15 protein-coding genes and 1 pseudogene are annotated in these 19,128 nt (G+C 74.2%); 7 read left to right on the forward strand and 9 right to left on the reverse strand.

The annotated features are described in order from the left end of the window. From BG482_RS28325 to BG482_RS28340, 4 genes and pseudogenes are all read right to left on the reverse strand, one after another. Nucleotides 1-2,696: pseudogene (locus tag BG482_RS28325) on the reverse strand (hypothetical protein); the annotation flags it as partial. A gap of 79 nt (nucleotides 2,697-2,775) precedes the next feature. Beyond that, entirely contained in the window at nucleotides 2,776-3,654 is an 879-nt protein-coding gene (locus tag BG482_RS28330) for a hypothetical protein (RefSeq protein ID WP_069772002.1), read from the reverse strand. Between the two features lie 82 nt (nucleotides 3,655-3,736). Continuing rightward, nucleotides 3,737-5,263 (reverse strand): hypothetical protein, encoded by a 1,527-nt coding sequence (locus BG482_RS28335; RefSeq protein WP_069772003.1) that lies wholly within the window; start codon nucleotides 5,261-5,263, stop codon nucleotides 3,737-3,739. A gap of 210 nt (nucleotides 5,264-5,473) precedes the next feature. Further along, nucleotides 5,474-6,175: a GntR family transcriptional regulator gene (locus BG482_RS28340; RefSeq protein WP_069772004.1), complete on the reverse strand. Its 702-nt coding sequence runs from the start codon at nucleotides 6,173-6,175 to the stop codon at nucleotides 5,474-5,476. A gap of 171 nt (nucleotides 6,176-6,346) precedes the next feature. Between BG482_RS28340 and BG482_RS28345 the strand changes: the two genes are divergently transcribed. The 5 genes from BG482_RS28345 to BG482_RS28365 are packed head-to-tail and all read left to right on the forward strand — an operon-like array spanning nucleotide 6,347 to nucleotide 10,799. Then, nucleotides 6,347-7,648 carry an MFS transporter gene (locus tag BG482_RS28345; RefSeq protein WP_069772005.1) on the forward strand — a complete coding sequence of 434 codons (1,302 nt, stop codon included), beginning with the start codon at nucleotides 6,347-6,349 and terminating at the stop codon, nucleotides 7,646-7,648. Between the two features lie 35 nt (nucleotides 7,649-7,683). Beyond that, on the forward strand, nucleotides 7,684-8,499 hold the full coding sequence (locus BG482_RS28350; protein ID WP_069772057.1) for a putative hydro-lyase: 816 nt from the start codon (nucleotides 7,684-7,686) through the stop codon (nucleotides 8,497-8,499). 19 nt (nucleotides 8,500-8,518) lie between these two features. Beyond that, on the forward strand, nucleotides 8,519-9,295 hold the full coding sequence (locus BG482_RS28355) for a LamB/YcsF family protein (RefSeq protein ID WP_069772006.1): 777 nt from the start codon (nucleotides 8,519-8,521) through the stop codon (nucleotides 9,293-9,295). A 2-nt stretch (nucleotides 9,296-9,297) separates the two neighbouring features. Beyond that, a complete protein-coding gene (gene pxpB, locus BG482_RS28360) occupies nucleotides 9,298-9,933 on the forward strand; it encodes a 5-oxoprolinase subunit PxpB (protein WP_069772058.1) in 636 nt (211 codons plus the stop codon). Next, nucleotides 9,930-10,799 carry a biotin-dependent carboxyltransferase family protein gene (locus BG482_RS28365; protein ID WP_069772007.1) on the forward strand — a complete coding sequence of 290 codons (870 nt, stop codon included), beginning with the start codon at nucleotides 9,930-9,932 and terminating at the stop codon, nucleotides 10,797-10,799. The genes pxpB and BG482_RS28365 overlap by 4 nt, the downstream gene beginning before the upstream one ends. Before the next feature lie 127 nt (nucleotides 10,800-10,926). Here the strand turns inward: BG482_RS28365 and BG482_RS28370 are convergent, their stop codons facing one another. From BG482_RS28370 to BG482_RS28390, 5 genes are all read right to left on the reverse strand, one after another. After that, the gene (locus BG482_RS28370; RefSeq protein ID WP_069772008.1) at nucleotides 10,927-11,667 is read right to left on the reverse strand and encodes an SGNH/GDSL hydrolase family protein; all 741 of its coding nucleotides are present in this window, start codon (nucleotides 11,665-11,667) and stop codon (nucleotides 10,927-10,929) included. Nucleotides 11,668-11,883: 216 nt separating this feature from the next. Continuing rightward, the gene (locus BG482_RS28375) at nucleotides 11,884-13,161 is read right to left on the reverse strand and encodes a glycosyltransferase (RefSeq protein WP_256096495.1); all 1,278 of its coding nucleotides are present in this window, start codon (nucleotides 13,159-13,161) and stop codon (nucleotides 11,884-11,886) included. Next, nucleotides 13,158-14,285, reverse strand: a complete 1,128-nt coding sequence (locus BG482_RS28380) for a glycosyltransferase family 1 protein (RefSeq protein ID WP_069772009.1) — start codon at nucleotides 14,283-14,285, stop codon at nucleotides 13,158-13,160. The genes BG482_RS28375 and BG482_RS28380 overlap by 4 nt, the downstream gene beginning before the upstream one ends. 219 nt (nucleotides 14,286-14,504) lie before the next feature. Then, nucleotides 14,505-15,926, reverse strand: coding sequence for a HEAT repeat domain-containing protein (locus BG482_RS28385; protein WP_069772010.1), 1,422 nt, complete (start codon nucleotides 15,924-15,926; stop codon nucleotides 14,505-14,507). Nucleotides 15,927-16,250: 324 nt separating this feature from the next. Continuing rightward, entirely contained in the window at nucleotides 16,251-16,643 is a 393-nt protein-coding gene (locus BG482_RS28390; RefSeq protein WP_069772011.1) for an ankyrin repeat domain-containing protein, read from the reverse strand. A gap of 262 nt (nucleotides 16,644-16,905) precedes the next feature. Between BG482_RS28390 and BG482_RS28395 the strand changes: the two genes are divergently transcribed. Together BG482_RS28395 and BG482_RS28400 are read left to right on the forward strand one after the other, a co-directional pair. Then, nucleotides 16,906-17,100 (forward strand): hypothetical protein, encoded by a 195-nt coding sequence (locus BG482_RS28395; protein WP_069772012.1) that lies wholly within the window; start codon nucleotides 16,906-16,908, stop codon nucleotides 17,098-17,100. 40 nt (nucleotides 17,101-17,140) lie between these two features. After that, entirely contained in the window at nucleotides 17,141-19,075 is a 1,935-nt protein-coding gene (locus BG482_RS28400) for a hypothetical protein (RefSeq protein WP_256096496.1), read from the forward strand. Nucleotides 19,076-19,128: the final 53 nt, after the last annotated feature.

Genomic DNA, 19,128 nt, shown 5'->3' on the forward strand with positions numbered 1-19,128 from the left:
GCCTTCTGTGCGGCCTCCTGGCGCTCGTCGCGCGCCTGGGCCGCCTCGGCGGCGGTCTCGTCGGCCTCCGCGCGCACGGTCCGCGCCTCGGCCAGCTCGGCCTCGGACTCGTCGGCGAACGCGCGGGCCGCCCCGGCGGCCTGCGCCAGCTCGGTGAGCCGCCCGGCCGGACAGCCGGTACGCCAGGACGTGAGGCGCGCCGCCAGTTCCCGGTCCTTGGCGAGCCGCGCCGCGAGCCGGCGGATGTCCTCGTCGCGCTCGCTCGCCCGCGCGCGCAGCGCCTGCCGCTCCTCGTCGGCGGCGTGCTCGTCGTGCATGGCCGGGTTGGGCGGGACGAGGAAGACGTCCCCGCTGTCGGAGTCGGTGGGCGGGGTCGGCGCGAGCAGAGCGGCGGCCGTGCCCACGGCGACGGCCGAGCGCGGCAGCAGCGCGGCCTCGCCGAGCGCCTCACGCGCGCGTGCGTGGGAGCCGGGATCGGTGATGATCACGCCGTCGACCAGTTCGGGCCGGGCGGCGAGCACCCGCGCGTGGTCGACCGGGGCGACTGCCTGCGCGAGGTAGCGCCAGCCGGGCAGGGCGGGGATGCCGTGCTCGCCGAGGAACTCGACGGTGGCCAGCACGTCCGGGCCGGGCGGGAGCAGTCCCCCGTCGCCGAGCGCGCCGAGGATGCGCGCGTCGTCGGCGGCGGCGGTGCGCAGGTCGAAGAGCTGCCGTTCGGCGGAGGAGACGGCGTCGTCGAGGAGTTCGCGCAGTTCGTCGGCGCAGCGGTCGAGGTCCTCGGGGCTCAGCAGGGAGCCGTCGTGGGACTCGCCGTCCTGTCGGGGCTGCGGGATCTGTCGGCGCACCCGGCCGCCGGTCAGCCCCAGGAGTTCGGCGAGCCGTTCCTCGCCGGCCAGGGAGTCGGCGAGGCGTCGCTCGGCGTCGTAGGAGCGTTGGGCGGCGGTGGCGGCGTCGGCTGCGCGGGCTGCGGTGAGTTCGGCGCGGGACTCGGCCGAGGCGGCCTCGCGCGCGTGGTCGCCGGCTCTGCGCGAGGCCTCCCGGGCGGTGTCCCAGGCGGCGACGGCCGTCTTCTCGGCGTCGCTGGCGGCGAGCGCGGCGCGGGCGGGGTCGGCGTCGGGCGCGCTGTCGTCGAGCCAGCCCGCGCGTACGGCTTCGGCGGTCTCCTGCTCGACCTCGGCGAGACGCTGGCGCAGGTGCCCGACCTCGCTGCGGGCGCGCTGGGCGTCGGTGGCGGCGGACGTGGCGTCCCGGTGCGCCGATTCGCCGACGTCCTGGAGGGCGGCCGAACGCTCCTCCTCCTCGTTGGCGAGGCTCTCGGCGCTCTCGGCGGCCGCGTGCAGGGCGCGCACGAGGTCGACGGCGGCCCTGGCGCGGGCGGCGAGGGCCGGGGCGGCGTCGCGTTCGGCCTCCTGGATGGCGGCGGACACACGCGCGACGCGGTCGGCGGCGGTGCGGTGGCGCAGCACGGCTTCAGCAGCCTGCCAGGCTGCGTGCAGCGTACGGGCGTCGGCGAGTTCCCGCTTCTGCGCGGCGGCCGTCTTCTCGGCGGTCGAGAGGGCCAACGAGGCGTTGCGGTAGGCGAGTTCGGCGGCGATCAGGGCGCTGCGCTCGCGTGCGCCCTCGGAGTGGGTGACGGCGTAGGCGGCGGCCGTGACCCGCTGGGCGAGGTCACCGGCCCGCTGCCTCTCCCGCAGCCCCCGCGCGGAGAGCCGGCGGGCCAGGGCGCGGGTGCGTCGCTCGGCCCCGGCGTGGACGTCACGCGCGCGTGCCCGCGCCTCGGCGGCCTCGACGATCCGGCCCAGCAGGTCCGCGGACCCGGCGGTGAAGTCCCGTTCGGCGATGAGCTCGGCGCGTCGGCCGAGCTTGTTGCCGAAGCCGCTGACCAGGTCGGCGAGCCCGTCGGTGTCGCGGGTGTCGGTCACCGCGCGCAGCAGCAGGTCGGTGAAGTCGGAGTCCTTCTTGACCGCGAAGAGGCCGGCGGCCTCGCCTTCGTCGGCGTTCATCTCCCGCTGGTAGCGGAAGAGTTCGGGATCGAGACCGAGGTCGCCGAGGTGCTCGATCCACCGGTCGTGGATCTCCTCCCAGTGCACCTCCAGATGCGGATACGCCTTGCCCGCCTCGGTGATGGCGTCCCGGAAGCCCTTCATGGTGCGCCGCCGCCCCCGTGCGCCGGAGGCGCCCTCGACGGGCGGACGCACCGCGGTGGACTCGGCGACGGGCAGGTTGTCGAGGCTCAGCCCGGGTCCCGGCCGGAACGAGTACCAGGCTTCGGCGAACTTGCGCGGGTCGTTGGAGACCTGCCGGCCGCGCCACTCGCTGGCCTTGCCGACCACCACGCACTCGCCGGTGAGCACGTGCTGCCATTCCAGCGCCACGTGTCCGCAGTCGTCGGCGAGCAGGAACTTGCGCAGCACGCCGGAGCTGGCCCCCCCGAGGGTGTTGCGGTGGCCCGGCAGCATCACCGAGAAGATCAGCTTGAGCAGGACGGACTTGCCGCCGCCGTTCTCCAGGAAGAGCACGCCGGCGGGCGCGGGGCGGCGCGGCGGCCCGACGGGCTCCTCTGCGAAGAACTCCGCCTGGGTGGGCGCGGGGTCGGGCACGACGTCGCCGACGCCCCGCAGGTCAAGCACGGTGTCGGCGTAGCGCGCACCGGCAGGACCGATGGAGTAGAGGCGGACCCGGGACAGCTCGTACATGGCGGACTCTCGTAAGTCTTCGGCAGATCGGCGGATCAGGGGGAGGGGGGGTGCGGAGTGCTGGGAGCGGGCGGGGGCGTCAGGAGTGGAACGGAAGGCCCGCGTCGGCCACCAGCTCCAGGTCGTCGCTCTCCTCGGCGGGCAGCAGGGTCGGCGTCCCGTCGGTGACCGGGACGACGCCCAGTTCGAGCAGCTCGGCCATGGCGGCGCTGCCGGCCATGTCGCGCACCTGGAGCTGGTAGCGGGCGGTCGTGCGGTAGGTGCCGCCGTTGTCGTCGCCGGTCCGCTGCAGGAAACCGGAGTCGGTGAGGAAGGCGACGGCCTTGCCGACGATGCCGGTCGTCGAACCGGCGAGTCTGCGGGCGTCCTTGGTGGCGCCGGTGGAGCTGCGGCGGGCCCAGATCCGCCATGCGGCCTCCAGGCCGGGCGCGTCGGTCGCGGGGTCGGTGTTCTCGCCCTGTTCCTGCGCCCGTTGCTCGAGGCGGTGGCAGGCCTGGCGCACGAAGGCGTCGACTCCGTTGACGCTGACCCGGCCGATGTATCCGTCGTCGGCCAGGTCCTCGGGGCGCGGGAAGGCCATCGCGGCGACGCAGAGATGGGCGAGGCCGTGCAGGAAGCGGTCGCCGCCGTCGGCGGAGGTACGACGGGCGTAGTCCCCCATGCGCACGGCGAACACCGAGTCCTCGGCGGCGGTCACGGCCATGCCGGCGCGGGGGGACACCTCCAGCACGATCAGCCCCAGCCCGGCGGCGACGGCGTCGGCGAGCCGCGCGAACGCGGGGTCCTCGCGGTGACGCCGTAGCAGGTCGGCGTACTCCTGGTCGCGCGCGGGCTGCAGTTTGGACTGCAGCCCGAAGGCGACGAGCCGCGCCGCGTCGGCGGCGTCGGCAGGGGTGACGGCGGCGGAGGCAGGTACGACGGCGGCCTCCGGCTCACTCCGGTCGACGTGCTCGGTCACGGCCTCGGCTCCTCGTTGTTGCGGCACGCGTGCGTGTGCCCGTACGTGCGCTCGTGCTCGTCCATTCGGTTCTCCACCCGGCTCATGCCGCCTCCGTGCGGTCCGCCGCCATGCCCGCGGAGTCCAGCAGGGCGGTGCCGACGATGAGATCGGCGCCGCCGAACTCGGGGTCGTCCAGCTCCGTCCCGTCGTCCACGGCGAACAGCAGCTTCTCCTCGCCCTGCCGATAGGCGGTGCCGACGGCCGGGCTGGCCGCGTGCACCGCCAGCAGGGCCACCAGGTACGGCAGGTCGGGGTCGGTGCGGCGGGCCTGGGCCAGCAGTCCGGACAGGCGTCGCGGGGCGTCCGCGGGCAGATCGAGCAGTTCCGTCGCCGCGGCCAGCTGCTCCTCGCTGAACCGGCTGTCGTCCGGCGTGGCGATGAGATCGGGCTCCGGCATCTCCGCTCCCAGGTGCTCGCGCTCCAGGGGCGGGGTCAGCAGGAGGTCGACGAGGTCGCCCATCCGCACGGACACCGGGGTGCGCAGCCCGGTGCCGTGCGCGAAGAACGCGTCGGTGACCCGGACCGCCTGCTCCACCGGCAACGGCAGCACGGGGGCGACGAGGTGCCCGTAGAGGTCCGTCCCCGACGACGTCATGGGGGTGGCGAAGGCCTGCCGGTCCTGCTCGGCGCGGAACAGCGGGCCCGCCTCCAGCAACCGGGACTGCAGCTGCGTGTGCCTGCGGATGCAGTCCTTGACGATGTCGACGAGCTCGGCGGCCCGGCGCTTGTTCTGCGCGTCCTCGATCTCGTCACGCGCCTTGCGGATGTTGGTGAGGATCGCGTTCTCGTGGCGGTAGCGGTCGGCGACGTGGTCCAGAGCCTCGGCGATCATGTCGGGCACCGCGTTCAGCCAGTCCACCGCCCGGACGTTGCGACGGGTGGCCTCCAGGGCGCGGCGGAGCGTCTCGGAGTACTGCACCGTGCGGTAGCGAGCCTGTTCGGCGGCCAGCTGGGCGTCGGCGAGGCGGCCTCGGCGGATGAGGACCTCCAGCTTGACCTCGGCCGCGATCTGCGCGCTGGTGACGTCCGTGTCGAGGGCGCCGACGAGCACGTTCACCGCTTCGTCGGTGGTGCGCAGGTAGACCGCGCCGCCGTAGCCGGGGACCTCCTCGATCAGCTTGAAGTCGTAGTCCCGGCGCACATAGGTGCCGTCCGGCGCGAACATGCCGTAGGCGGCGCGGAAACCGCGGTCCACGCTGCCGACGTTGATCAGGTTCTCCAGGACCCAGCGGGCCACCCGTTCGTGTTCGGCGACGGGCCGTCGCGGGGCCTGTGCGGCGATGCGGGGCAGCAGACGGGCCACTATCTGGTCGTGGTCGGCGCCGGTGTCGAAGTCCATGTTGAGCGTGACGAGGTCGATGGCGGCCAGGGCGATCTCCGCCATGCCGTACACCGAGTACTCGCCGGCCAGATTGGCCTTGCGCGCGTCGAGGTCGTGGATCGGCGCCGTGCAGGCGAGCGCGCGCAGCCGCCGCGCCAGCCCCTCGTCGGCGGCCGGGCCCTGTGCGGGGCGCGGCCCCGCGCTGAGCTGGGGCGGAACACGGTCCGTCGAAGCAGGCGAAGTCACGGTGCACAGACTAGGTCCTCGGTCTGACATCGACCCAAACGACGCGGATCGCCTCCGGCCTGCGGGCCCGTGACCACCGGCTGTGCCGCGTCCGCGGGCCGGCGGGGTCCGCCGGAGTGCCGCCGGGCGACCAGCCGCGACCGGCCGGATCCCGGCATGCCGCTCCTTTCCCCCGCTCCCCCGGCGCCCCGCCCCGCCCGTCCCCTCCCCCTAAAGGGCGCGACTCTCCTCCACCCTTCGCCGGTACACCTCGACCACCTTGGCCGAAGAGTCGTCGAGGTAGACCGTGAGCAGCCGCTCGGCCCCTGCCCGGTCCCCGGCCTCCAGGGCCTGGAGGATCTGGCGGTTGCGCTGGAGGTAGGGCTCGTGCAGTTTCCGCGGCTCGTCGACGAGGTGGAAGGCCAGACGCAGCTCGGCGAAGACGCTGCGCATGAACTCGTCGGTGCGCGCGCTTCCGGCCAGGGCCACCAGTTCCCGGTGGAAGTGGATGTTCGCGGTGCCCAGTCCCTTCCACTCGTTCTCCACGGCAGCCAGCTGCCCTTCCGTGACGCTCGCCCGGAGGCCCTCCAGCGCGTACGGCGGCTCGGCGAGCCCTCGCACGACGGCGCACTCCACGAGGGTGCGCGTGCGGTAGATGTCCTCGACGTCCTCCACGGTCAGGACCCGGACGAACACGCCCCGGTTCAACTCGTGGACGAGCAGGCGCTCATGGGTGAGCAGCCGGAACGCCTCGCGCAAGGTGTTGCGCGAGACGCCGAGGGCTCCGCCGATGCTGTCCTCCGAGAGCCGGGTCCCGGGCGGGAAGTAGCCCTCGGCGATACGGCTCCTGAGGATGTCCGAAACCCGTTCGGCCGTGCTCGTACGGCCCAGGAGGGCGCGGTCGTCGGCCAGTCCCGCCAGCTGATCTGCCATGCCGGAATTCAATCGCACGCCTGAGAACGAGACAACGGGGGTATTGAAGAATCGTTCAACGATCCTCTACCTTCGTTTGCACGGCACCGCCCCGTCCCCACCGCGGCGACCCGCCTCCCGCACGGCACGGCTCAGTCCCAGCACCCTCCGTCCTCCTTCAGCGAGGTGCACATGAGCACTCCCCCTCCACCACAGGCCCCGACCGCCGAAGACCGGCGGACGACGACCGGGCACACCCCCGACGACGGGGCACTGGCCTGGCTGCGCGCCCTCGGACCGCGCGGCCGCCGCGCCTTCGCCGGCGCGTTCGGCGGCTACGCCCTCGACTCCTACGACTACTTCACGCTGCCCCTGAGCATGGTCGCGCTGGCCGCGTACTTCGGCCTGGACAGCGGCCAGACCGGCCTGTTCACCACCGTCACCCTGGTCGCCTCGGCGATCGGCGGCGCCGTGGCGGGCGTCCTGGCCGACCGGATCGGCCGGGTCAGGGCCCTGATGATCACGGTGATCACCTACGCGGTGTTCACCGTCGCCTGCGGCTTCGCGCCCACCTACGGGACTCTGCTGGTCCTGAGGTCCCTCCAGGGGCTCGGCTTCGGCGGCGAGTGGGCCGTCGGCGCCATCCTGGTGGCCGAGTACGCGAGCGCGAAGCACCGGGGCCGCACCCTGGGCGCGATCCAGAGCTCGTGGGCCGTCGGCTGGGGCCTCGCGGCCGTCGCCTACACGCTGGTGTTCTCGTTCTTCGGCGACGACATGGCCTGGCGGATCATGTTCTGGACGGGCGCGCTGCCCGCCCTCCTCGTCGTGTGGATGCGCCGCCGGGTGCAGGACGCGCCGCAGGCCACGGCGGCCCGGGAACAGAGCGCCGAGAAGGGTTCGTTCCCGGCGATCTTCAAGGGCCCGCTGCTGCGGACGACCCTCTTCGCGGGCCTGCTCTCCACCGGCGTGCAGGGCGGCTACTACACCCTCGCCACCTGGGTGCCGACGTACCTGAAGTCGGAGCGCGGCCTGTCGGTGGTCGGCACCGGCGGCTATCTGACCTTCCTGATCTCGGGCGCCTTCCTCGGCTATCTCACCGGCGGCTACCTGACCGACCGACTGGGCCGGCGTCGCAACATCTGGCTGTTCGCCCTGCTCTCGGCCGTGTGCATCCTGGCGTACGCCAACATCCCGAGCGGGGCGGACACCCTGCTGCTCGTCCTCGGCTTCCCGCTCGGGTTCTGCATGTCGGCCATCTTCAGCGGCTTCGGGTCCTACCTGAGCGAGCTGTATCCGACGGCCCTGCGCGGCACGGGACAGGGCTTCACGTACAACACCGGTCGCGCCGTGGGCGCGGTCTTCCCCACCACGGTCGGTTTCCTGGCCGACAGCTGGGGCGTCGGCGGCGCACTGACCTTCGGCGCGATCGGCTACGCGATCGCCGCCCTGGCGCTGCTGGGCCTCCCCGAGACGCGCGGCAAGGAGCTCGAGTGAAACGCCCCCTTCTCACGCAGGACCGTCGTCCGCCTCTGGGCGAGGACCGTCCCGTCGCACTGACCGAGCGGCACGCGCACGCGTGGAGCCCCGAGACCGCCCGGGCCCGCTTCCGGGCGGGCCTGGCGGGCCCCACGGCCGGGGTCGCGGCGGGCCACACACAGGTCAACCTGATCTCGGTGCCCGCGGACTGGGCGTACGACATGCTGCTGTTCTGTCAGCGCAACCCGAAGCCCTGTCCCGTGCTCGACGTCACGGACGCCGGCTCCTGGACGACCGTCCTGGCCGAGGGGGCCGACCTGCGCACCGATCTGCCCCGCTACCGCGTGTGGGCGGAGGGGGAACTGGTGGACGAGCCGACGGACGTCCGCGCGTACTGGCGCGAGGACCTGGTGTCGTTCCTGATCGGCTGCAGCTTCACCTTCGAGTGGGCGCTGTCCGGGGCGGGCGTCCCCATCCGCCACCTCGAACAGGGGCGCAACGTCCCGATGTACATGACCGACCGTCAGTGCCGTCCGGCGGGACGGCTGCACGGGCCGATGGTGGTGTCGATGCGTCCGGTGCCGCCGCGGCATCTGGCGGCCGCCATCCGGGAGAGCGGCCTGCTCCCGGCGGTGCACGGCAGCCCCGTACACTGCGGCGATCCGTCGGTGCTGGGCATCGGGGATCTCGGGCGGCCCGACTTCGGCGATCCGGTGGACGCCGAGCCCGACGACATCCCGGTGTTCTGGGCCTGCGGGGTCACCCCGCAGGCCGCGGTGATGGCCTCGCGCCCGCCGTTCGCCCTCACCCACGCTCCGGGACAGATGTTCCTCACCGACGCCCGCGACGAGCAGTACCGCGTGGCCTGAGAAGGAGTACGAAGGAACCATGACCGGGACGCCCGTGACGACCGCGATCGATCTGAACGCCGACCTCGGCGAGGGCTTCGGCCGCTGGCGGCTGACGGACGACGAGCATTTGCTGTCCGTCGTCACCAGCGCCAACGTGGCCTGCGGCTTCCACGCCGGGGACCCGGTCATCATGCGGCGGGTGTGCGCGCTGGCGGCCGAACGCGGCGTGACGGTCGGCGCGCAGGTCTCCTACCGGGATCTGGCGGGCTTCGGCCGGCGGGCGATGGACGTGCCGTCCGAGGAGCTCGCGGCCGAGGTGGCGTACCAGATCGGCGCCCTGGAGGTGTTCGCCCGGGCCGCGGGCGCGCGGGTGGCGTACGTGAAGCCGCACGGGGCGCTCTACAACCGGGTCGTGCACGACGAGGAGCAGGCCGCCGCGGTGGTCGCCGGGGTGCTCCTCGTGGACGCCGCGCTGCCCGTGCTGGGGCTGCCCGGCTCTCGCCTGCTGGAACGGGCGCGCGAGGCGGGGCTGCCGAGCGTCCCGGAGGCGTTCGCGGACCGCGCGTACACCGAGCAGGGCACGCTGGTGCCGCGCGGGCGGCCCGGGGCCGTGATCAGCGACCCGGACGCCGTGGTGGAGCGGTCGGTCAGCCTGGCCCGCCTGGGCCGGGTCGACTCCGACGCGGGTTCGTCCATCGAGGTACGCGCGCGTTCCCTGTGCCTGCACGGGGACACGCCGGGCGCGGTGGAGCTGGCGCGCCGGGTGCGTCGTCGGCTGGAGGAGTCGGGCGTTCGGGTGGAGGCCTTCGCATGAGCCTGCGTGTGCTGCCGGTCGGCGACGACGCCCTGCTCGTCGAGGTGGAGTCGGGCGAGCAGGCCGAGGCCCTGCACGCGGAGCTGCTGCGCCGCCGCGCGGCGGGCCTGCTCAGGGCGCGTGAGATCGTCCCGGCGGCCCGCACGGTCCTCCTGGACGGCCTGGCCGACCCCGGACGGGTGGCGTCCGAGCTCGCCGTCGCGGACGTGCCGGCCGCTCCCCCGCGCGAGCACGAGATCGTGGAGATCCCGACCCGCTACGACGGCCCGGACCTGTCCGAGGTCGCCGCCCACTGGGGCGTGCGGGAGCAGGACGTGGCCCGCATCCACGCGGCCGCCGAGTTCCGGGTCGCCTTCTGCGGGTTCGCGCCCGGCTTCGGCTATCTGACGGGCCTGCCCGCCCGCTACGACGTCCCCCGCCGGGCGACCCCGCGCACCGCCGTGCCGGCCGGGTCGGTGGCCCTCGCGGGCCCGTACACCGGCGTGTACCCGCGCTCCTCGCCGGGCGGCTGGCAGCTGATCGGGCGCACGGACGCGGTGCTGTTCGACCCCGCGCGCGAGCCGGCCGCGCTGCTGTCGCCGGGCACGCGCGTGCGGTTCGTCCCGGCCGGTCCCGCGGGATCGGCGGGACCGGCATGAGCGACCGCGCGCTCGTCGTCGTCCGCGCCGGGGCGCTCACCACGGTGCAGGACCGGGGCCGCCCCGGACATGCGCATCTCGGGGTGCCCCGTTCCGGGGCGCTCGACGGGCCCGCGGCGGCCCTCGTCAACCGGCTGGTGGGCAACTCCGCCGACGCGGCCGTGCTGGAGACCACGCTCGACGGCTGTGCCCTCAGACCGCGCTCGGAGGTGACCGTCGCGGTGGGGGGCGCGCCGTGCCGGGTCCGTGTGGACGGTCGGCCGGTCGCCTGGGGCGCTCCGGTACGGGTGCCCGCCGGGGCGGTGCTGGACGTCGGAGCGGCCCTGAGCGGGGTGCGCGGATACGTCGCCGCGGCCGGTGGCATCGCCGTGGAGCCGGTCCTCGGCAGCCGCTCCACCGACCTGCTGTCCGGTCTCGGTCCCGCGCCCCTCACGAACGGCACTGTCCTGCACCTGGGACGCGAACTCGCCCCGTACGCGCGCGTGGACGTCGGCCCCCAGCCGGCGCCCCCGGGCGAGCTCGTCCTGCGGGTGACGCCCGGCCCGCGCGCGGACTGGTTCACCCCCGAGGCGGTGCGCGCCTTCACGTCGCGGACGTTCCGTGTCTCCTCGGCGAGCAACCGCATCGGGCTGCGCACCGAGGGGCCCGTGCTCGAGCGCGCCGTGGACGGCGAGCTCGCGAGCGAGGGCATGGTTCTGGGCGCCGTGCAGGTACCGCCGGCGGGCCGGCCGGTGGTCTTCCTCGCCGACCATCCGACCACGGGCGGTTACCCGGTGATCGCGGTCGTCCGTGCGACCGACCTCCCGGCCGCCGCCCAGGCGAGACCGGGGACACCGGTCCGCTTCGTGGCCGTCCGCAGGCGGTGAGACCGGATCGTCCCCGACGACGAGACCGGTGCGGCCTCCACGTCCGACGGGTCCGTACGCGTCCGGCGGAGCCGTCCGCTGCCGGTGGGTTCGCCCGCGTCCCTGCTCCCCGTCGCTCGGGCGACCCCTAGGCGGCGTCAGGTCGTCGTTCCTGCGCGGACAGTGCGGCCAGCGCGGCCGACACCGATGCGGACGTCCGCAGGTCGAGCCGGGCGCTCGTGCCCCGCGCGCGGTGACGCATCTCGTCGGCCGCCAGGGTGAGAAGTTGGGGGAGCAGGTCGGTGCATCGGCGCGCCACCCAGCCCGTGCCCGCGGTGGCCAGCCACCACAGGCTCGCCGACGCCGTGGGCGCCGGGAACTCGGGCTCGGGCGAGGGGGCGGGCCCGGTGGCGAGTCCGGCCTCGGCCAGCAACGAGTGGAAGCGCAGCGCCAGCTGACGGTGTCCGCGTTCACCGGGGTGGAGCCGGTCCGCGCTCCACATCGCCCGGTCCGTCGTCCACGCGCCCTCCGAGGCGTGCAGATGGACGGCGCCGTACCGCTCGGAGAGCGCGTGGACGACGGCGTCGACCGCGCGCTGCCGTCGGGCCAGCGGCCTGGCGAGGGCGCCCGGCAGCCCGAGCGACCCGCCCGGGTCGGGCAGACACGCGGTGAGCAGGACCGCGCCCTGCTCGGCGAAAGCGCCGTAGACCGTGTCCAGGCGGGCGGCCACGGCTTGGATGTCGAAGGTGCAGCGCAGGGTGTCGTTGACGCCGACGACGACGGAGACGACGTCGGGCCGCAGCGCCAGGCCCACCGGGAGCTGGCGTTCCACGACGTCCCGTGTCTGCGCCCCGCTGACCGCGAGGTTGGTGAACTCGACACCGGTCACGGGGCTCCCCGTCCCGGCGCCCCCCTCGGCCTCCTCGCCCCCCTCGCCCCCCCTCGGCCCCCTCGGCCCCTTCGTCCCCTCCAGCCCGTCGTGCGTCACCGGTCTCACCGGTGAGGCCGTCGGCCAGCAGAGCCGCCCATCCACGCCACCCCTCGCCCACGGGGTCCCCCACGCCCTCGGTGAGCGAGTCCCCGAGGGCCACGAAGCGCATGCGCCTCATCCGAGGGCTCCGGGCGCGAGCGGGCGCGCGGCAGCGGTGGTCGTGGACGTCGGCAGGGGCGGCGGCGAAGCCGGCGCCTGCGCCCGGGGCGAGGGCGCCCGGCCGTGCACGTCGCCGCGGGCCGGCGCCGTCGCGTCGTGCGCCGCGAGGAACGCGTCGACCGCCGTCGTCCAGCCGAAGCATTCCGCACGCGCGCGTGCCGCCCCACGGCGTACCGCTACAGGACGGTCCAGGAGGTCCTGCACCGCGTCCGCGAAGGCCTCCCCCCGGTCCGCCGCGGTGGCTCCCGCGGTCCCGATCACCTCGGGGAGCGCCGACGACGCGCTGGCGACCACCGGGGTGCCGCAGGCCATCGCCTCCAGGGCGGCGAGGCCGAAGGTCTCCGCGGGCCCCGGCGCCAGGCACACGTCGGCGACGGCCTGGAGCGCGCCCAGCGCACCCCGGTCGGAGACGTGCCCCAGGAACGTCACGGGCAGCCCGCGTTCCCGCGCCCGCTGCTCCAGCCGCGGCCGCAGCGGACCGTCCCCGGCGACGACGAGCACCGCCCGCACACCGCGTCGCCGCAGTGCCTCCAGTGCGTCCAACGCCGTGCCGGGACGTTTCTCCACGGAGAGGCGGGTGCACATCACCAGCAGCGTCTCGTCCCCACGCGCGTGGACGGCGCGCAGCCCGGGGTCCCGCAGGGCGGGACGCCGTTCGACGAGGTCGACGCCCAACGGGGCCCGCACCACGTTGCGGGCCCCGATCCGCACGAACTCCCGCTCGGCGAACTCGGTGGTGCACACCACGCGCGCGTAGGTGTGGGCCGTGCGCAGGTTGAGCGCGTCGGCGGCGCGCCGGGCCGCTCCCTCCGGCACGCCCCAGGTGCGCAGGACGCCGTCGGCGGTCTCGTGCGAGACCATCACGGCGGGCACCCGGGCCCGTCGCGCCCATTTTCCGGTCCAGCGCAGCGTCGTGCGGTCGCAGACCTCCAGACGGTCCGGGGCGAGGCTTTCCAGCAGACGCGCGACGCGCCGCTTGTCGATCAGGACGCGGTAGCCGCCGGTTCCGGGCACCAGCGGTCCGGGCAGCGTGATCACCCTGCCCTGCTCGGTCTCCCGGTCGGTCGTCCGCTCGCCGGGGACGATCAGGACCGGCTGGTGGCCGGCCTCGCGATAGCCCTTGCCGAGCTCGCGCAGCGCGGTGCGCAGCCCGCCCGACGCCGGGGCCACGAAGTTGGCGAGGCGGACGATCCGCAACGACGGGACGTTCGTGCCGCCACCAGACGCGTTCATGCCGCCACCACCAGACGGCGCGCCGCGAGGACATCCTGGTAGTGGCCGATGAGACGGTCTCCGACGGCGGTCCAGGTGCGCCCCTCGACCGTGGCCCGCCCGGCGGCGCCGTAGGCGGCCCGCTGTGCGGGGTCGCCGGTCAGCGAGGCGACCGCGTCCCGTACGGCCGCGGCGTCGCGCGGCGGGACGAGCAGACCGGTGCGTCCGTGGGCGACCAGGTCCAGCGGGCCGCCCGCGGCGGGCGCGACCACGGGCACACCGCTGGCCATGGCTTCCTGCACGGTCTGGCAGAAGGTCTCGAACGGGCCCGTGTGCACGAACACGTCGAGCGAGGCGAAGATCCGGGCGAGGTCGTCGCCGGTGCGCCTGCCCAGGAAGACCGCGCCCGGCAGTGCCTCTTCCAGACCCGGGCGGCTGGGCCCGTCGCCCACCACCACGACCCGGACGCCCGGCAGCCCGCAGGCGCCGGCCAGGAGCTCGACCTGCTTCTCGGGGGCGAGCCGCCCGACGTAGCCGACGATGAGCTCGCCGTTCGGGGCGAGTGCGCGGCGCAGTGCCTCGTCGCGGCGGTCGGGGCGGAACCGCTCGGTGTCCACCCCGCGCGGCCACAGTTTCACCCGGGGCACGCCGTGTGTGTCCAGGTCGTGCAGGGCCGCGCTGGAAGGGGCGAGGGTGAGGTCGGCGGCGGCGTGGACGGACCGTATCCGGCGCCAGGCGGCGGCCTCGCCGGCGCCCATGTAGGTGCGGGCGTATCCGCCCAGGTCGGTCTGGTAGACGGCGACGGCGGGGATGCCGAGCCGGGCGGCGGCCGACATGCCCCGGACGCCGAGGACGAACGGGCTGGCCAGGTGGACCAGGTCGGCACGGTGCTCGGTGATGGCAGCGGCGACGCGTCGGCTGGGGAGGGCGACGCGGACCTGGGGGTAGCCGGGGAGCGGGAGGGAGGGGACGCGCACGACGGGGCAGGGCGCTTCGGCGTCCGGCCCGGCCCCCGCGGCGGTGGCGGGGGCGACGACGACGGGGGCGTGACCGCGATCGACGAGGTGTCGGGCGGTCTGGAAGGCGCAGTGGGCCACGCCGTTCACGTCGGGGGGAAAGGATTCGGTCACGATGACGACACGCATACCCGTGTTGTCGCCGTCCTGGACGTGGCCGCGTCAAAGTGGATCTGTCCGCACGACTAACGTCCCATGAGCGTTGCGCTGCGCGGCCCGGGCCCGCTCCGCACGCCCCGCGTGCAGGTCGGACGGTGTCCATGAGCGTCCGCCCCGCCGGCCATTCGCCGTTCACCCGCCGGGCGGGCCGCCGCCGGGATCACCTCGGGCGGCGGCCTGCTCCCGAGGTCACATCGCGGATGCCGCGTCGGGTCCGATCCGGCTCCGTACGGCCGTCTGGACCTCGGCCTCCTCGGCCGGGTCGGCGGCGAGTCGGCGCAGCCGCTCCACGACCCGGGCGTCACCGGTCTCGGCGTGCCGGGCGGCGATCTCGCGGGTGCCCTCCTCGCAGTCCCAGAGGCACTCGACGGCGAAGCCGGTGGCGTAGGAGGGGTCGGTGGCGGCGAGTGCGCGGGCGCAGCGCCCGCGCAGATGGGACGAGGCCGTCTCACGGTAGATGTGGCGCAGCACGGGCGCCGCACAGACGATGCCGAGCCGCCCTGCGCCGTCGACGAGGGTCCACAGGCTGGGCGCGTCGCAGCCTTCCCCCCGCACGGCCTCGCGCAGGGCGCCGAGGACCAGTTCCTTGTCCCGCGCGCCGCCCCGGCAGGCGAGCATGCGGCCGGCGGCGGCGCCGAGGGCGTCGGGCCGGTGGACCCAGCCCCGGGCCCGGTCCACGGCGGCGACGCTGCGCATCCGTTCGAAGGCGTCGACGGCAGCCTCGACGACGGTCGTCGAGCCCGCGGCGACGGCCTGTTCGACGAGGACGAGGGCGTCCGGGTCGTTGCAGTCGGCGAGATAGCGCAGGGCGGTGCACCGGGCGCCTTCGGAGCCGTCCTTGGCCGCCTGGACGATCTCGGGGCGGTCCTCGGGTCCCGCCACGGCGGAGAGACAGCGGGCGGCGGGGACGTGGAGCGCGGCTCCGCGCTCGACGCCCTGTTGCGCCCAGTCGAACACGGCCTGCACGCTCCAGCCGGGACGTGGGCCGCTGGGACTCATCTGGCGTTGCCAGCGGTCGAAACAGCCGGCCTCGTGAGCGGCGCGGACGCGGGCGGAGACGTACTCGCGGGGGTCCTCGGCCCACAGCCGCCAGGGCCGTGGCTCGAAGGCGTCCCGCACGGCGGCGGCCAGTTCGGCCTCGCCCTCGGCGTCCGTGGAGAACCGGGCGAGCACCGGCGCGGCGAGGGCGCGCAGGCCGGCGTCGTCGTCCCGCAGGGCGAGCTCGTCCAGGGCCCAGGCCCAGTTCGCTCCCGTGGCGGCGTATCTGCGCAGCAGTTCGAGGGCGTCCCGCCTGCCGTAGGAGGCGAGGTGGCCGAGGACCGCGAGGGCGAGCCCGGTGCGTGACTCCTCGGTGTCGAAGACGTCCTCGACGTCGAAGAGATGGGCCTCGATCTCGTCCAGCTCGCCGTTCAGGTCGAGATAGAGACGGGCGTAGTAGAGGGAGCGGTTCTCCACCTGCCAGTCGTGGCGGGGATCCCGCTGCACACAGTGGTTCAGCGCCGCGAGCGCCTCGGCGCGCGGTGCCGTGAGCGCGTGCAGCGTGCCGTCGCCGCGGCCCCTCTGGAGCAGGCCGAGCAGCGTACCGCTGGGCGCTATGACCGGATCGAACATGGGAAACAGCCTCACATCAAGCGTCGACGCAACCGGGGACGTGCATTACCTGGCCGCGTGCCAACACGTCGGGGCGCCCGCCGTTTCCTGCTTGCTGTAGACCATCTTCCTCTGCCTCTCGTCGGTGGCCCATACGGGCCGCATCACGGCCCGCGCGGTGCGGCAACACCTGCCCAGCCATCGCGTCCGTGAATCACGACGTCATGATGACCCGGCTGTTCTACCTGCCGCGACCGAAATTTCCGGCGGCCTTGTACCGCCTCCCCCGTGGTCGTCGATTTACCTGGTCAGGAACTTCTGCCGACCTGCTCAGGATCCGTCGGCTCAGTGCGCGCCGAACAGGTCCAGCAGCTCCGTCTTGCCGAACATGCGGGCCGTGTCGACGGCCGACGGCGTGCCCTGGGAGGGGTCGGCGCCGGCCTCCATCAGGGTCTTGATGACGTCCGTCTCACCCTTGAAGACGGCTCCGGCGAGCGGGGTCTGGCCGCGGTCGTTGATCCGGTCGGCCTCGGCGCCGCGGGCCAGCAGGGCCCGGACGGCGTCGGCGTGGCCGTGGTACGCGGCGAGCATCACGAGCGAGTCGCCGCGGTCGTTCGTGAGGTTGGCCGGAACGCCCGCGTCGACGTACGCCACGAGCTCCTCGGTCTGTCCCTGACGAGCCAGATCGAAGATCTTGGTCGCCAGCTCCACGACCTCGGGGTCGGGGGCTTCGGTCATCGGCCGGACCGCCTCTCGCTACAACCGTTCAGGTGAATCGCCAGCGTACTGGCTCGTCGGTCACATGGCCGGTGCCGTCCGCGGCAAAGATCACATAGGTCCCTGTTCGCCGCAATTCTCCTGCTCGGGCAGCCCATCGGAGCCGCCGCCACATGGGGGAAATGAGCCGCATTTCACCCAGTTGCACCTTTTATCGTATGGATACATCCTGTGAGCCTGGAAGTACTCATGGTGACTGTCCCCGCGAACCAGGAGAAACCAAATGATCCTGTCCATGTCAGGCGTGGTCCTGCTCGGCATCGTCGTCTTCCTCTTCTTCCGCAAGGACGGGCTGAAGGGGTCGCACGCCATCGTCTCGGCCCTGTTCGGGTTCTACATGGCCAGCACGGCCATCGCCCCGAGCATCAAGGCCGGCGGCGAGAGCCTGGCCAGCCTTCTCGGCGGCATCAAGTTCTGACGCCGCACGTCCTGTCCGCACGCACCTCCAGGAGACAGCAGTGGCCCGGCGCCCCCTCCCCCGCATCCTGAGCACAGGCAGCGCACAGATCGCCCGGAGTCGGGAGCTGGCACGGACGGCAGCCGACAGCGCCACCGATGTCCTCCATCCGCTGATCACGATGACCCGCGGACTGCGCCGGCTGGCCTCGGCCGGGCGGCGCAGATGGGCCGAGACCCCCAGGGACAGGCGCGGCCCGCTGCTGTTCCTGGCGGCCTCGGCGATCCTGGTCGTGGTGCTCGTGCCGTACGGCCCGCTGCTCGCCGTCGTCACCCTGATGGCGGCGGCGGCCTGGCAGGGCAGGGACCGCACCCCACCGGCTCCCGAAGGCCCTGACGAATCGCAGATCCAGCGACTCCAGGTGCTGTACGAGGCCCTCGTCCCGTACTTCTCGACGGCCGAAGACCCGTCTCCCCTCTACGCCCACGGCGGCGACTGGGAGACGGTCTTCCCCACCATGGAGTTCGACGACTCGGGCCGCGTGGCCCACCTGGTGATCCGCTACCCGGCGTACTTCCCGGACGGCGAGGCCGCGTCACGCGCGCGGATCGAGCAGTTGCTCGCCGCCAAGTCGGGCCGCGGCCGCGAGTACCTCTTCGACTGGGACGAGGAGGGCAACGAGCTCACGGTCAGCGTCCTCGCACCCCTGCCCACCGACATCGCGGCCCAGCGCTTCGTCACCGCCCCCGGCGAGACGGTCCTGGGCTTCACGGATCCCTGCCGGGTGCGACGCACCCTGCCGCTCGACTTCGGCGCGGACCGGCGCGACGTCCCCCCGGTCGTCTGGCGCACCGGCATCCGCTCCACCGAGCCGCACCTGCTGGCGGTCGGCCAGCCGGGCAGCGGCACCTCGACCCTCCTGCGCTCCATCGCCCTCCAGGCCCTGCAATACGGCGACGTGCTGATCGTCGAGGGCGGCGGGACCGGCGAGTACGCCTGCCTGGCCGGCCGGGAGGGCGTGCTGGCCGTCGAGATCGCCCTCGACGGCGCACTGGCCGCGCTGGAGTGGGCGGCCGGCGAGACCGAGCGCCGGCTCATCGCCGCCAACCAAGCCCGCCAAGCAGGAGAGCCGGCGCCGGAGGACACCAAGCGCCCGCTGTGGATCCTGCTGGACCGCCCCACCGCCTTCACCCACCTGGCGCAGTCCGAGGGCCACAAGGATCCGCAGGCGTTCCTCCAGGTCCCGCTGCGGCACGGCCGCGCCGCCGCCGTCACGGTGGTCGTGGCCGAGCAGTTCGACGCCCTGGACTCCCTGAGCGACGCCGTGTGCCAGCACACCCGCGCGCGGGTCACCCTCGGGCCGGCGTCGGCGGAACAGCTGACGGCGGTGCTCGGCGCGCCCCCGCACACCACCCCGGTCGACGACGTCCCGGCGGGGCGCGGATACGCCCGACTGGGCTCGGCGCCGGTCCACCGCCTTCAGGTGCCGGCCACACCGGACCCGTACGACGACGCGACGAGCGACGCGCACCGTCAGGCGGTGCTGGACCTGCTCCCACCGCGCTCCACACCGGCCGACGCGCAGTCGGCAGCCGACGCGGAGCGCCCCGCCGAGACCGCCGCCCCGGCCGGCACGACGTCCCCGATCGACGTGGAGTCCGCGCCCGACGCGGACACTGCGGCCTGCGCGGAGATCCCGGATGACACAGCGGGGATCCCGGATGCCACAGAGGCGCCGGCCGACCCGTCGACGCCGGGGGCGCCGGTCGGGACCGGCATCCCGAAGATCGTCCTCACGAAGGCCGCATCGACGGCCCCGCCCCCGCCGGTCGCGACCCCGGAGAGCACGTCCGCGCAGACCGCGACCGCACAGACCGCGACCGCACAGACCGCGGCCGCGCGGACGACGGTCCCGGACACGGCCCTCCTGGAGCGGCCGGTCCTGGAGGCGGCGGTACCGGAAGGAGCCGTGGCGGAGGCGGCGGTCGCGGAGTAGACGGAACGGAGTGGACGGACACCGGACCGGCCCGACCGGAGGCCGGCCCACCG

This window comes from Streptomyces sp. LUP30 (assembly GCF_001746365.1).
Taxonomy (GTDB): domain Bacteria; phylum Actinomycetota; class Actinomycetes; order Streptomycetales; family Streptomycetaceae; genus Streptomyces.

Excerpts from the sequence above, each read along its gene's own strand:
- BG482_RS28375 (WP_256096495.1), bottom strand. The coding sequence starts at position 13,161 with ATGAACGCGTCTGGTGGCGGCACGAACGTCCCGTCGTTGCGGATCGTC.
- BG482_RS28395 (WP_069772012.1), top strand. The coding sequence starts at position 16,906 with ATGATCCTGTCCATGTCAGGCGTGGTCCTGCTCGGCATCGTCGTCTTC.
- BG482_RS28390 (WP_069772011.1), bottom strand. The coding sequence starts at position 16,643 with ATGACCGAAGCCCCCGACCCCGAGGTCGTGGAGCTGGCGACCAAGATC.
- BG482_RS28365 (WP_069772007.1), top strand. The coding sequence starts at position 9,930 with ATGAGCGACCGCGCGCTCGTCGTCGTCCGCGCCGGGGCGCTCACCACG.
- BG482_RS28385 (WP_069772010.1), bottom strand. The coding sequence starts at position 15,926 with ATGTTCGATCCGGTCATAGCGCCCAGCGGTACGCTGCTCGGCCTGCTC.
- BG482_RS28355 (WP_069772006.1), top strand. The coding sequence starts at position 8,519 with ATGACCGGGACGCCCGTGACGACCGCGATCGATCTGAACGCCGACCTC.
- BG482_RS28380 (WP_069772009.1), bottom strand. The coding sequence starts at position 14,285 with ATGCGTGTCGTCATCGTGACCGAATCCTTTCCCCCCGACGTGAACGGC.
- BG482_RS28345 (WP_069772005.1), top strand. The coding sequence starts at position 6,347 with ATGAGCACTCCCCCTCCACCACAGGCCCCGACCGCCGAAGACCGGCGG.
- BG482_RS28340 (WP_069772004.1), bottom strand. The coding sequence starts at position 6,175 with ATGGCAGATCAGCTGGCGGGACTGGCCGACGACCGCGCCCTCCTGGGC.